The sequence below is a fragment of the Nonomuraea sp. CA-141351 genome (assembly GCF_050944675.1).
In the GTDB taxonomy this organism is placed as follows: domain Bacteria; phylum Actinomycetota; class Actinomycetes; order Streptosporangiales; family Streptosporangiaceae; genus Nonomuraea.
In genome coordinates this window covers 6845625-6858638 of record NZ_CP191982.1, presented here as the reverse complement: position 1 = coordinate 6858638, position 13014 = coordinate 6845625, and the positions used below count along the sequence as shown (strand labels likewise).

Genomic DNA, 13014 nt, shown 5'->3' with positions numbered 1-13014 from the left:
GGAGAGATCATCACGAACGAGGAGGACGACCTGTGACGTATGGATTCGACAAGGACTTCTGGGAGCGGCACTGGCAGCAGGGGCGGGCCGGGGGCCTCGGATCCATGGGGGGCAACCCGCCGAACCCGTACCTCGCTCGTGAGACCAGCGGCCTGACACCGGGAACGGCACTGGATGCGGGGTGCGGCGGCGGTGCCGAGGCGATCTGGCTTGCCTCCCAAGGCTGGCACGTCACCGCAGCCGACATCTCGTCCGAGGCCCTTGCTCGCGCGGCCGAGCGCGCGGCGACCAGCGGGGTCTCCGAGCACTTGCAGTGGGTTGAGGCGGATCTGAGTGTCTGGAGCCCGGGCGCGCAGTTCGACCTGGTCATGACCCACTACGCCCACCCGGCGATGCCTCAGCTGGAGTTCTACGACCGCATCGCCGGATGGGTGGCTCCCGGCGGCACGCTGCTCATCGTGGGGCACCTGCACGCCGCGGGCTCTACCGGCCACGGGGACCACCCTCCTGCCGAAGCGTCGGCCACCTGCGCGGCCGTCACCGCGCGCATGGACGGCGTGGAGTGGGAGATCGTCACCGCCGAAGAGCGCCTCCGCACGCTCACCGGCCACGGGGGCCGAGCGGTCCTTCTCCACGATGTCGTCGTGCGCGCCACCCGACGCCGGTAATCACACCATCCGACAGCGCCGGGGCCCGCTGCTCCGGCGCCGATTCCCCTTGCCTTGTTGAAAGGAATCCCATGAGTACGAACCGGTCCTCAGACGCGGGAGCCCCCGACCCAGCCATCCAAGACCCACGACAACGACGTACGATCTTGGTCGGGGTCTGCATCGCGCTGATGGCGGTCATCGCTTCGGTGTCCGGGCTGAATGTCGCCCAGCCGGAGCTCACCGTCGCGTTCGACGCCTCGCAAACCGAGGTCTTGTGGTTCATCAACATCTACACCATCACTCTGGCCGCGTTGCTCCTGCCGCTCGGCGCGATGGGCGACCGGTGGGGCCGCAGGCCGGTGCTGCTCGCGGGCCTGCTCGTCTTCGGTATAGCGAGTGCGGCGGCCGGCCTTGCCACCTCGTCCGAGATCATGCTCGCTGCGCGTTTCCTGAGCGGCGTAGGCGCAGCGATGATCATGCCGGTCACCCTCGCCGTCATCACCTCGACCTTCCCGGACGAGGAGCGCTCCAAGGCGATCGGCGTGTGGACCGGCGTCGCCGGCGGTGGCGGCATCTTGGGGATGTACCTGTCGGCCGTCCTGGTCGACCTGGCGAGCTGGCGGTGGCTCTTCGTCCTGCCGGTCGTGCTCGTCGTCGTCGCCATCGTCATGGCGCTGCGATCCATCCCGAACTCGCGCGAGGCGTCAGGGAACGGGTTCGACGCCGTCGGTTCGCTGTCGTCCGTGGTCGCGGTGGTCGGGCTCGTCTTCTTCCTCCACGAGGGCCCCGAACGAGGCTGGACCGCACCCGCGGCGCTGCTGAGCCTCGTCGTCGGCGTCGTCGCCGCTGTCGGATTCGTGGCATGGGAGCTGCGCCGGCAGGCTCCACTCCTCGACGTCCGCCTGTTCCGCGAGCGAGGTCTCGCGAGCGGTTCCGTGTCGCTCGTGACGGTCTTCGGTGTGCAGGCAGGGATCTTCGTGGTCCTCTTCCCGTACTTCCAGGCGGTGCTCGGCTGGTCCGGCCTTCGCTCCACCCTGGCGCTCATGCCGATGGCGCTGCTGATGATGTTCGCCTCCGGTCTCGCCCCGCGGGTAGCCGCGCGCGTCGGCAGCCGCTCGACGATTGCCTCTGGGATCTTTCTGGGCGGCGCGGGGCTGGTCCTCATGGCTGCCTTCGTCTCCGTCGACGGCGGCTATCTCTCGATCCTCCCCGGCATGCTCGCCATGGGGCTCGGTATGGGTTTGACGATGACGCCCTCCACCGAGGCCATCACCGCCGCGTTGCCGCGTGAGCGTCAAGGTGTCGCGTCCGCGCTCAACGACATCACCCGGGAGTTCGGCACCGCGCTCGGTGTCGCGCTGCTCGGAGCGGTCCTGACCGCCGGCTACCGCGGCGCCATCGACTCCCGGCTCGACGGAGTGCCGCACGACGCCGCCGACACCGCCCGTGAGGGCGTCGCCAACGCCCTCGCCGCCGCCCACGGGGTGGGCCCTCAGGCGCAGGCGCTGACCCGAGCCGCCCAAGAGTCCTTCGTCGACGGCTGGCAGCAGGCCATGTGGGCAGGCGCAGTAGTCATGGCGGTCCTGTTCGTCTACGTTCTCGCGCGAGGTCCGCAGCAACGGCCCCAGGGTTCAGGTAGCAACAGCTGTGAATCCAACGATGTAGTCGCCGACCTGCGCTGACTCGCCGAGGGGCGCGAACGCCAGCCGGTGGGACGAGCTCCGTCCAAGCCAAGGCCATCCGTTTCAGCACACTCAGCTGTATCTGCCACGTCTTGGGCTGCCGCCCGTTCGATGAGATCCTGCGCCGATGCAGGCGTCCAGACCATGCTCACCGGGAGCCGGATGCCGCACATACGCCGAGGAGATCGGCTCGGTGGCGTCCTTCACGAGAATTCACATGCCGCTTGACCTGCACGGGCGAAGATTTCGGCAGGCGCAATGTCGCTGGGAGCCGGTCGGGACGCCCCGGCCATGCCCGCCCCTCGGCCCGCCAGTCCCACGTCGATCCGATCACGGGATGTGTGCCTGAGCCGACGTCAAGAGACGGGGCCCGCACGGGCGGTAGCCGGCAGCCGCAACGAGGCCGACGAGCCAGGTGACGAGCAGGACGGTGATCGGAAGTCCCTTGTATCTTGATAACGGTGTTGATAATCGTTTTCATTGATGTTAGACATGACTTCGGCTGATTGGTTCGGCCCTCGCATCGATGCCCCCGCCCCCGTTCGTGGAGGTCTGGTGACCCCTTTTCCGCTGGATGATGTGTCGTGCCCGTCGCTGGACGAGGTCGTCTCGTGTGTGGCGCAGGTGCTCGGGATCGAGGAAGGGGAGGTGGATCCGGACGCCAGGCTCACGGAGCTGGGCCTGGAGTCGTTCACGGCCGTACGGTTGCGCCGCAGGCTGCGCGAGCGTGTCGGGGCGGACCTGCCCATCGCCTCCTTCCTGGGCGACGCGTCCGCACGCTCGATCGCGCGGCGGGTCACGCCGGAGGACGCCGCCTTCCCCCTGACCGCCGCCCAGTCTGCGTACTGGGTGGGCCGGGATCCCGCATTCCCGCTGGGCGGCGTCGCGACGTTCTTCTTCCACGAGTACGACCGCCACCCCGACCACGGGCAGGCCGATCTCGACCGGCTGGAGCAGGCGTGGAACGTGTTGGTCGAGCACCATCCGATGCTGCGCATGGTGGTCGGTGACGACAGCAGGCAACGCATACTCCCGTCGCCGGGGCCGTACCGCATCGGCCGTACCGACCTGCGGGAGGCGTCCTCCGAGGAGGCCCGGCAGGTGCTCGACCGGCTGCGCGCGGAACGGTCGCACCAGCTTCGCCCGACCGATGTCTGGCCGCTGTTCGACATCCACGCCGCGCTGCTGCCCGACGGCCGGACGCGGCTGTTCGTCGGCATGGACATCCTGGCGCTCGACATGGCGAGCTGGCTGCTCGTGATGCGCCAGTGGGGCGAACTGGTCGCCGACCCCGCCGCACGGCCCGAACCGTGCGCGACCGACTTCCCCACCGTGGTCAGGGAGCGCGAGTCGGACCCCGAGGAACGCGAGCGCCGGGCGCTGGCCGGCGCGTACTGGGCCGAGCGCGCGCCGGACCTGCCGGCCGGGCCTACGCTCCCTCTGGCCGTGCCGATCGAGGAGCTCGGCGTGCCCAGGTTCGCCCGGCACGAGGGCCGGCTCGCCACTGAGGAGTGGACGCTGCTGCGGGCCCGCGCGGCCGAACATGGGCTCAGCCCGACCGGCGTGCTGCTCGCCGCCTTCGCCCTGACCCTCCACCGGCGGGGCGCGTCCGACCCCTTCTGCCTGAACGTGACGCTTTTCGACCGCCCGGACCGTCCGGAACTGCGTGACGTGGTGGGTGATTTCACCACGACGGCGCTGGTCGGCATCCCGGTCCCCGACCTCTCACGGCCGTGGACCTTCTCCGGATGGGCGGCCGAGGTGAACCAGCGGTTCTGGACCGATCTGGAGCACCGCGCCGTCTCCGGCGTCGAGGCGCTGCGGGCGGCGGGACGCACGAGCGGCGTGCCGGCGCATCCGGTCGTCTTCACCAGCGGCGTCGGGCTGGCCGGCGAGGAGGCCACCGCCTGGCTGGGGGAGGAGGTGTTCGGCGTGTCGCAGACCCCGCAGGTGCTGCTCGACCACATCGTGCGCGACGACGGCGGGCCGCTGAGGATCGCCTGGGACGCGGTGGAGACAGCTCTTCCCGAGGAGTGGGTGCAGGGATGTCTCGACGCCGAGGTACGCCTGCTGCGCAGGTTGACGGACCCGGACGCCTGGACGTCCGCGACCCTGGCCACCGATCCGGGCTTCCATGCCGACGAACCGCTGGAGTGCGTGCCGTTCCCCGAGGCCGGGCCGCTGCTCGACGACCCGTGGGCCACGGCTGCGCGCCGTGACCCCGGCGCCCCGGCCTTGCTGGGGCCCGGCGGCGCGATGACGCACGGAGAGCTGGCGGAGGCGGCCGGCAGGCTGGCGGCGGGGATCAAACCGGGCAAACCGGTCGCGGTCGCCCTCGACAAGGGGTTCGACCAGATCACCGCCGTCCTGGCGGTCGCCGCCGCCGGCGCCTGGTACGTGCCCGTCGAGCCGTCCTGGCCCGCCGCCCGGGTCGCCTCCGTGTGTCAGCAGGCGGGCGTCGCGCACGCGATCGCCGCCGACGGCGTCCCGGTCAACTGGCCCGACGGCGTCACCGTCCATCGGGTCGGCGACCACCCGTCCCCGGTCAACGGCCGGGTCCGGGAACGGCCCGAGCCGGGCGACCTGGCGTATGCCATCTTCACCTCCGGCTCCACGGGAACGCCCAAGGGCGTCGCCGTCGAGCACCGCGCGGCCCGCACGACCGTGGACGACATCGTCGACCGGTTCGGGATCGACCACCGGGACCGCGTGCTCGGGCTGTCGGCGCTCAGCTTCGACCTGTCGGTCTTCGATGTCTTCGGCGTCCTGGGCGTGGGTGGCGCGCTGGTGCTCCCCGAGGTGGCGCGGCAGCGCGACCCGGAGCACTGGCTGGAGCTGGCCGAACAGCACGGCGTCACGGTCTGGAACACCGCCCCCGCGCTCCTGGAGATGCTCGTCGAGTACGCCGAGCTGGACCCAGGCGCGGCCCGCCGCCAGTTGCGCTCGCTGCGCCTGGTGATGCTGTCCGGCGACTGGATCCCGGTCACCCTCCCCGAACGGCTGCGCGCGCTCGCGCCCCAGGCCCGCCTGTTCAGCCTGGGCGGGGCCACCGAGGCGTCGATCTGGTCGATCTCCCATCCGGTGGAGGAGGTGGACCCGGCCTGGAAGAGCATCCCGTACGGGCGGGCGCTGCGCGGGCAGAGCTTCCGCATCCTCGACGAGCACGGCGTGCCGGTGCCGCTGGGCGAGCCGGGGGAGCTGTACATCGGCGGTGACGGGCTGGCCCGCGGCTACCTGGGGGACCCCGAGCAGACCGCGGCCAGGTTCGCCGTGCACCCGCGGCTCGGTGAGCGGCTGTATCGCACGGGCGACCTCGGGCGCTGGCGGCCCGACGGCACCATCGAGTTCCTCGGCCGGGTGGACCGGCAGGTGAAGATCCGCGGGCATCGGATCGAGCTGGGCGAGATCGAGGCCGTGCTGGCCCGCGAGCCGGGGGTCAGGGCGTGCGTCGCGGCCACCGTCCGCGGATCGGACGGGCGGCCGAGGCTGGTCGCGTACGTGGTCGGGAAGGAGCCCCTGTCCGAGGAACGGCTGACCGCGGCCCTGCGGGAACGGCTGCCGTCGTACATGGTTCCCGCCCGTCTGGTGATCCTGGACCGGCTGCCGGTCACGGCCAACGGCAAGGTGGACCACGCCGCTCTGCCCGACCCGTACGCGCGGGCGAGCCGTCCCGCAGCCGAGGAGCAGGTGAACGTGCAGCCGGACGGCACGCGGGACCTCACGGACTGGGTGGCGCGGGTCCTTCGCGAGGCCCAGGAACGCGGCCTGGAGCTGGCCCTGACGATACGCCCCGGCGCATTGGAGCCGTCCGCGACGTTCCGGGCGCCGGACGTGGAGCCCGCACCCACCGCGCCGGACGTCCCGCGCGGACCCGGCCGCGAGAGCGGCGCCCCGGCCGATCCCGAGGTGCTGCGGTCCGTCGCCTCCGTCCTTGAGGAGCTGCTCGGGCACCCCGTCGATCCCGACGCCACCTTCTTCGACCTCGGGGCCACGTCGATCACCCTCGTCCTGGCCCACCGCGAGCTGCGCCGCCTGGCTCCCGCGCTCTCCGTCGTGGACCTCTTCGAACGGCCCACGGCCCGCGCCCTGGCGGCCCACATCGCCCGCCGCGCGGCGCCACCGGGGCCGGTCCGCGTCGCGGACTCCCAGCCTGCCTGTGTGGTGGACCCGGCGACGGCCCGCGGGTCGCGGCTGCGGGCCCGCGCGCACGCCGAGGAGGTGTCCCGGTGAACACGGCCATCGCGGTCGTCGGCATCGATTGCCGCTTTCCCGGCGCACCCGACGTGGAGTCGTTCTGGCGCATGCTGGTCGAGGGCAGGGAGGGTCTGGTCCGCTTCGACAGGAGCGAACTGCTGGCCCGGGGCGTGGACCCGTCCCTGCTGAGCAGACCGGGATACGTCCCGGTCGGCGGGCTGATCGAGGGTCAGGACCAGTTCGACCCCGATCTGTTCGGCATGACCGAGGCCGAGGGCGCGCTCGCCGACCCGCAGCAGCGGCTCTTCCTGGAGTGCTGCTGGCGGGCGCTGGAGTCCTCCGGCCACGGGGGCGGCGTCGGCGCGGGCACGGTCGGCGTCTACGCCGGGGCCGCGCACAGCTCCTATCTCATGGCCAACCTGCACAACCGCTACGACCCCACGGGCGGCGGCGCGGACCCGGTCGGCAGCCTGCAGTCGGCGATGGCCACCGTCGCCGACTATCTGCCGCTCCATGTCGCGTACCGGCTCGGGCTCACCGGACCGGCGCTCGCCGTCAACACCACCTGCTCGACCTCCCTGGTCGCCGTACACGTCGCCGCGCAGGCGCTGCTCAACGGAGAGTGCGACACCGCGCTCGCGGGCGGGGTATCGCTGACGGTCCCGCAGGGGCACGGCTACCTGCACGTGCCGGACGCGATGTTCTCCGCGGACGGCCGGGTGCGGCCGTTCTCGGCGGAGGGCAGCGGCATCGTCTTCTCCCAGGGCGTGGGAGCCGTCGTGCTGCGCCGCCTGGACGACGCGCTCTCCGACGGCGACGAGGTGCTGGCCGTGCTGCTCGGCTCGGCGGTCAACAACGACGGCGCCGACAAGGTCGGCTTCACCGCCCCCTCGGTGCGCGGGCAGGCCAGGGTCATCGCGGAGGCGCTGTCCGTCGCCGGGGTCGAGCCCCGCGCCATCGGGTACGTCGAAGCGCACGGCACCGCCACCCGCCTGGGCGACGCCGTCGAGGTGACCGCGCTGCGCAAGGTGTTCGGCCCGGAGGGACCGGCGTGGTGCGCACTCGGCTCTGTCAAGGGCAACATCGGGCACGCCAACTCCGCGGCCGGCATCGCGGGCTTCGTCAAGGCCGTGCTCGCGGTCCGCCACGGCGTCATCCCGGCCTCACTCGGCGCCAAGCCGCTCAATCCGGCGCTGGAGCTGGACGGCTCGCCGTTCGAGGTGGCGGTGGCGACCGGACCGTGGGAGGGGCGCCGGTACGCGGGCGTCAGCGCGTTCGGCATCGGCGGCACCAACTGCCACGCGGTCCTCGGAGAGGCTCCGCCTCGCCCGCAGGCCCCGGCGGACGACCGTCCCCAGCTGCTGCTGGTCTCGGCCCGTTCCGCCCCGGCGCTCACGCGGGCCGCCGAGGTGCTCGCGGCCGCGGAGCCGGCGGATCTGGCCGACGCCGCGTACACGCTGCATGCCGGGCGCAAGGCGTTCGCCCACCGCCTCGCCGTGGCCGTCCCCGGCCCCGCCGACGTGCCCGGCGCGCTGCGCGCCGCGGTGCCCGCCGCCGTGCCCGAGACCGCGCCCCGGGTCGTGTTCGCCTTCCCCGGCGGGGGTGCGCAGTACGCCGGCATGGGCTCTGGCCTGTACGGCGACGAGCCGGTCTTCGCCGAGTCCGTCGACCGGTGCGCCGAGGCGCTGGTGCCGCTCCTTGGCGCCGACGTACGCGAGCTGATCCTCGCCCGCCGCGACGACCCGGCGGCACGGACCGCCGCCCGGAACCCCGGGATCGGGTTGCCCGCGCTGTTCACCGTCAGCGTGGCCACCGCGGCGCTGCTGGAGTCGTGGGGCGTCGTGCCGGACGCCGTGCTCGGGCACAGCCTCGGCGAGTACGCAGCGGCCGTGGTCTCGGGCGCGCTGTCGATGCAGGACGCGGCGTCCCTGGTGGCTGTCCGGTCGACCGGCATGGCCGCGGCCGCGGGAGCGATGCTCGCGGTGTCCCTGCAAGAGGAGGCGGTCGGCGAGTTGATCGGCCGCCACCCGGACCTCGACCTGGCCGTCGTCAACGCCCCGGACTCGTGCGTGCTCTCCGGGCCCGCCGAGGCGGTGGCACGGGTGCACGATGAACTGCGAGAGGCAGGCGTCGAGGCCACGCTGCTGCACCTGGACGCCGCGGCCCATTCACGACTGATCGAACCCGTCATGCCCGCACTGCGCCGCGCTGCCGAACGTCTCTCGCCCCACACACTGAGGGTGCCGCTGGTGACCACGCTCACTGGGGACTGGGCGGGCGACGCGCTGTCCGATCCCGAGCACTGGGTACGTCACCTGCGCTCCACCGTGCGCTTCTCCGGTGCCGTGCGGACCGCCGTGGGGGACTCGCCCACCGTGCTCGTCCAGGTCGGACCCGGCAGCGGGCTGGTCACCGCCGCCCGCCGCCACGGTCTGCCCGCGCTGCGGGCCGCCCTGGCCACCTTCCCGGCGCCCGCCGAGGACCAGCAGGACCGGGCCGCCGCGCTGTCGGCCGCCGGACACCTGTGGACGCACGGCGTGCCGCTCGACGCCGCAGCCCTGCACCGGCCGGGACGCCACCGCGTCGCCCTGCCCGGGCACCCGTTCCGGCGCCGCCGCCTGTGGATCGACCCGCCCGCCCCGAGCGCGGCGGCGGTGCGGCACACGGGGGAGCTGCTGCAGATCCCCGTATGGCATCGGGCGGTCCCGGCTCCCGCTCCCCGGCTCCCGCACGGCCAACGATGGCTGGTCGTCGGCGGATCACCCGAGCTGGCGGACGCCCTCGCGCGAGCCGGGGCCGAGCCCGTCACCGCTGCCGATTTCCCGGGCGCGAGCTGTGCCGGAGCCGTCTACGTCCTCGATCGCCAGGACCAGGAGGAGAGCTTGGACGGGCGGGTCCGCGAGGCCGTCGTCGGCTTCGCGCGCTTCGCCGCCCTGCTCGCCTCCCACCCCGACCCGCCGCGGCGCCTGCTGCTGGTGACCGCCGCGGGCGAACGGGTGGAGAGCTCCGACACGATCGACCCGGCAGCGGCGGCGGTGCGGGCGCTGCCACGCGTCCTCGCACAGGAGAGCCCCGGCTTGACCTGGCGGTCCGTCGACCTACCCCGCGGTCCCGTGGACGTGCGCGCCGTGGTCTCCGAGGCCGCCGACCTCGCCGCCGCCGAGAACAGGCAGCCTGGGGGCGCTGTCGAGCCGGGGCCCACCGCCGCGGAGATCGCTGTGCGTGGTGCGGCGCGGTGGCTGCGTTCCTTCGCGCCCTGGCGGCCCGCGGCGGACCCGGCCGGGACCCGCGAGGGTTCGGTGGCGGTCATCCTGGGCGGTCTGGGCGACGTCGGGTTCACGATGGCGGAGCACCTGGCCGGTCAGGGGGTCAAGGTGGTGCTGACGTCCCGTACCGGGGTGCCTGCGCAGGCCGCTCCGGAGAGCCGGGACGCCGAGCGGCTGGCCTGGCTCCGGCGGCTGGCCGGGCTCGGGCTGGAGGTGCAGATCGAGGTCGCGGACGCCGCCGACGCCGGCGCGACCCGTGCGCTCCTGGACGGCGTGGCGCGTCGGCACGGGCGGCTCGACCTCGTCGTGCACGGCGCCGGTGTGGTCGCCTCCGCCGGGATCGGTCCGCTGCGAGAGGCCGACGCCGGCGTCGCCGACGCGCACGCCCGCGCCAAGGTCGGTGCCGCCGTCGCGCTGCGGCAGGCCATCGACGCGCTGCCCGAGCAGGTCAGGCCGCGCGCTGTGCTGTTGATGTCGTCGGCCACCGCCGCCGTCGGCGGGCTCGGCCTCGGCCCGTACGCGGGGGCCAACCGCGCGCTCGACGCCGTCGCCGAGCAGGCGGGAGCCGGTACGGGCACCCGATGGGTCAGCGTGGCCTGGGACGGCTGGCGGGTCGGCCCGGCCGGACGGGAGCGCATCGTCGCCTCGGCGCACTCCATCGGCGCCGCCGACGGCATGCGTGCCCTCGACCGGATCCTCGTGGCCGTGGCCGACGGCAGCGCGCCGCCCGTGGTGGCCGTGTCACCCGCCGATCTGGCCGCCCGCCTGTCCTTCGACGCTGCGGATGTCTCCAGGGAAGCGCCCTCGGAGGGAGAGAGCGTTGACTGGCGTCCGGCGGAGCGGCTCGTGGGCGCCCTCTGGTCCGAGCTGCTCGGCTTTCCCGTGAACGACCGCGAGGCGGACTTCTTCGCGCTGGGCGGGCACTCCTTGCTGGCCACCCGCATGCTGGCGCGGCTCGCCGACGACCACGGTGTGCCGCTGCGGCTGAGCGACCTGCTGGCCAGGCCCACGGTGACCGCGCTCGCCCAACTGCTGCCGGACGGCGGGTCCGGCGGCCCGGTCCAGGTCTCGGAACCCGCCTCGACAGGGGAGACCGACTTCCCGCTGACCCGGGTGCAGCACGCGTACTGGGTCGGTGGCGGAGGCGGATACCGTCACGGCGGCACGGCCTGCCACTTCTACCTCGAATACGACTGCCCGGATCTCGACATCCCGCGATACCAGCGGGCGTGGAACCGGGTCATCGCCCGGCACCCGATGCTGCGCGCCGTCATCACCCCCGAGGGCCGCAACCGGATCCTGGACCGGGTGCCCGAATACCGCATCCGCGTGCACGACCTGCGCGAGGAGGCCGATCCGGCGGCCCGCCTGGCCGTGCTCAGGGAACAGCTGTCGCACCGGACGCCGCGCCCCGACCGCTGGCCGCTGGTCGAACTGCGTGCCGCCCTGCTGCCGGCGGGCACGGTCCGCCTTTTCGTCGGCGTGGACGTGCTGGTCTGCGACACCGCCAGCTACCTGCTGCTCGATCGAGAGCTGAGGCACTTCTACGAGCACGACGGCGGCCCCGACCTGCCCCCGATCGGCACGGATTTCGCGGCCTGCGTACGCGCCGTGGAGGAGCGAGAGTCCGGACCGGCGGCCGAGTACTGGCGGGCCAGACTCGGCGATCTGCCGGGCCCGCCCGCGCTGCCCGTGCGGGACGGCGAAGCGGCGGCCCCGAGGTTCACCAGGCGCAGCGCCACGCTGACCCCCGAGGTCTGGGAGCGGCTCAAGCGGCGGGCCGCCGACCACGCGGTCACCCCCACCGCCGCGCTGCTCGCCGCGTACGGTGACGCGCTGCACGCCTGGTCGGGCAGCGATCGGTTCTGCGTCAACCTCACCCTGTTCGACCGGCCGCGCATCCATCCCGACGTCGGCAAGGTCGTCGGCGACTTCACCTCGCTCATGCTGCACGAGGTGGACCGGAGAACTCCGGCCACTTTCGCCGAGCGCGCCAGGGCCGCCCAGCGCAGGCTGTTCCAGGATCTCGACCACCGCGACTTCTCCGCGCTGGACGTGCTGGCCGAGCAGTCGGCCCGCACGGGACGGCTGGCACAGGCGCCTGTCGTCTTCACGAGCGCACTCGGCCTGGACGACACCCACGACCTCGACTGGGTCGGCACCCCCGTCTACGGGGTCAGCCAGACACCGCAGGTCTGGCTGGACCACCAGGCGTTCGTCCAGCACGGAGAGCTGCTCCTGCAATGGGACGTGGCCGAGACCGCGCTCCCGGCGGACGAGGCCGACGCCGCCTTCGACCGCTACGTGGCCGAGGTACGCCGCCTGGCCGACGACCCTTCAGCCTGGGAGAGCACGTACGGCGACCTGACCCTGCTGCTGCGCGAGGGCACCCACCCGCGGCCGCTGTTCCTCGTGCATCCGTCCGGCGGAGACGTGCTCTGCTACGCCGAGCTGGCCCGCCTGCTCGACACCGACCGCGCGGTCGTCGGGCTGACCGATCCCGCCTTCGCCGGCATCTCGCCGCCCGGCGACATGGAGGCCCTCGCCGACCTGTACGTGCGGGCGGTGCGCGCCTGGCAGCCCGCCGGCCCGTACGCGCTCGGCGGCTGGTCCATGGGCGGCACTCTGGCCCAGCTCATGGCCTGCCGCCTGGCGGAGGCGGGCGAGCGGGTCGAGCTTCTGGCGATGCTGGACTCGAACGTCCCCGACCGGATCCGTCCGCTCCCCGCCGAGAGAACCGATGCGCACGCGGCCGCCCGCTACCTGCGCTCCCTGCAGGCGTTCCGCGACGCGGACCTCGACGTATCAGCACCGGACCTGGAGGCGCGCCTCGCGGCACTGCACGAGGCCGACCTGCCGGGTGAGGTATCCGGGCTGCTGCGGCGGGCCGGGCTGCTCGGCGCCCGCGACTCGGTGGCGGAACGGCTAGAGGTCTTCACCCGCCACCTGCGCGTCCTCGGCGAGCACCGGGCCCGCCGCCTCGACGGCGACACACGGGCCCTCCTCGTCCGCGCCGCGCTGCCGTCCCCGCTCAACGGCGGGATCGGCATGGGCGTCGACGACGTGCCCGACCGCGACCACCTCGGCTGGCGCCCGTTCCTGCCCGGGCTCCGGGCGGAGCCGGTCGACGCGCACCATTACTCCCTGCTCCGCGCGCCCGCCGTGCGCCGTGTCGCGGAACTGCTCGACGAGCTCCTTCGCGAGCCCTGACCCTCCGGAAGA

4 protein-coding genes are annotated in these 13014 nt (G+C 73.3%); all 4 read left to right on the top strand.

Features of this window, described 5'->3' with window-relative positions; translation table 11 throughout:
- Positions 1 to 32: 32 nt before the first annotated feature.
- Positions 33 to 668, top strand: a complete 636-nt coding sequence (locus ACQPWU_RS32470) for a class I SAM-dependent methyltransferase (protein ID WP_433428419.1) — start codon at positions 33 to 35, stop codon at positions 666 to 668.
- Between the two features lie 71 nt (positions 669 to 739).
- Positions 740 to 2332, top strand: a complete 1593-nt coding sequence (locus ACQPWU_RS32465) for an MFS transporter (protein ID WP_433428416.1) — start codon at positions 740 to 742, stop codon at positions 2330 to 2332.
- A 555-nt stretch (positions 2333 to 2887) separates the two neighbouring features.
- The gene (locus ACQPWU_RS32460; RefSeq protein WP_433428414.1) at positions 2888 to 6562 is read left to right on the top strand and encodes an amino acid adenylation domain-containing protein; all 3675 of its coding nucleotides are present in this window, start codon (positions 2888 to 2890) and stop codon (positions 6560 to 6562) included.
- Positions 6559 to 13002, top strand: coding sequence for an SDR family NAD(P)-dependent oxidoreductase (locus ACQPWU_RS32455; RefSeq protein WP_433428411.1), 6444 nt, complete (start codon positions 6559 to 6561; stop codon positions 13000 to 13002). The genes ACQPWU_RS32460 and ACQPWU_RS32455 overlap by 4 nt, the downstream gene beginning before the upstream one ends.
- Positions 13003 to 13014: the final 12 nt, after the last annotated feature.